This window comes from Schumannella sp. 10F1B-5-1 (assembly GCF_006517535.1).
In the GTDB taxonomy this organism is placed as follows: domain Bacteria; phylum Actinomycetota; class Actinomycetes; order Actinomycetales; family Microbacteriaceae; genus Schumannella.
On record NZ_VHQH01000137.1, the window covers coordinates 1 to 222 of the forward strand.

Annotated in this window: 1 pseudogene; it reads right to left on the reverse strand. The window is 71.2% G+C overall.

Going from position 1 to position 222, the window contains the following annotated elements:
- Window positions 1-222: pseudogene (locus FJ658_RS15215) on the reverse strand (UTP--glucose-1-phosphate uridylyltransferase); the annotation flags it as partial.

Sequence of the window (222 nt, forward strand, 5' to 3'; positions counted from 1 at the left end):
GTCGTAGCGGCGCCCGCGGAACACGACGCCGTAGACGCCACCCGCCCAGTTCGGCCCCGTGGCGAGCTCCTGCAGCGCATCCGTGAGCTGGATCTCGCCGCCCTTGCCGGGGGGTGTGCGCTCCAGCACCTCGAAGATCTCGGGACGCAGCACGTAGCGGCCGATGATCGCGTAGTTGGAGGGCGACTCGCCCGGCGGGGGCTTCTCGACGAGGCCGGTGAT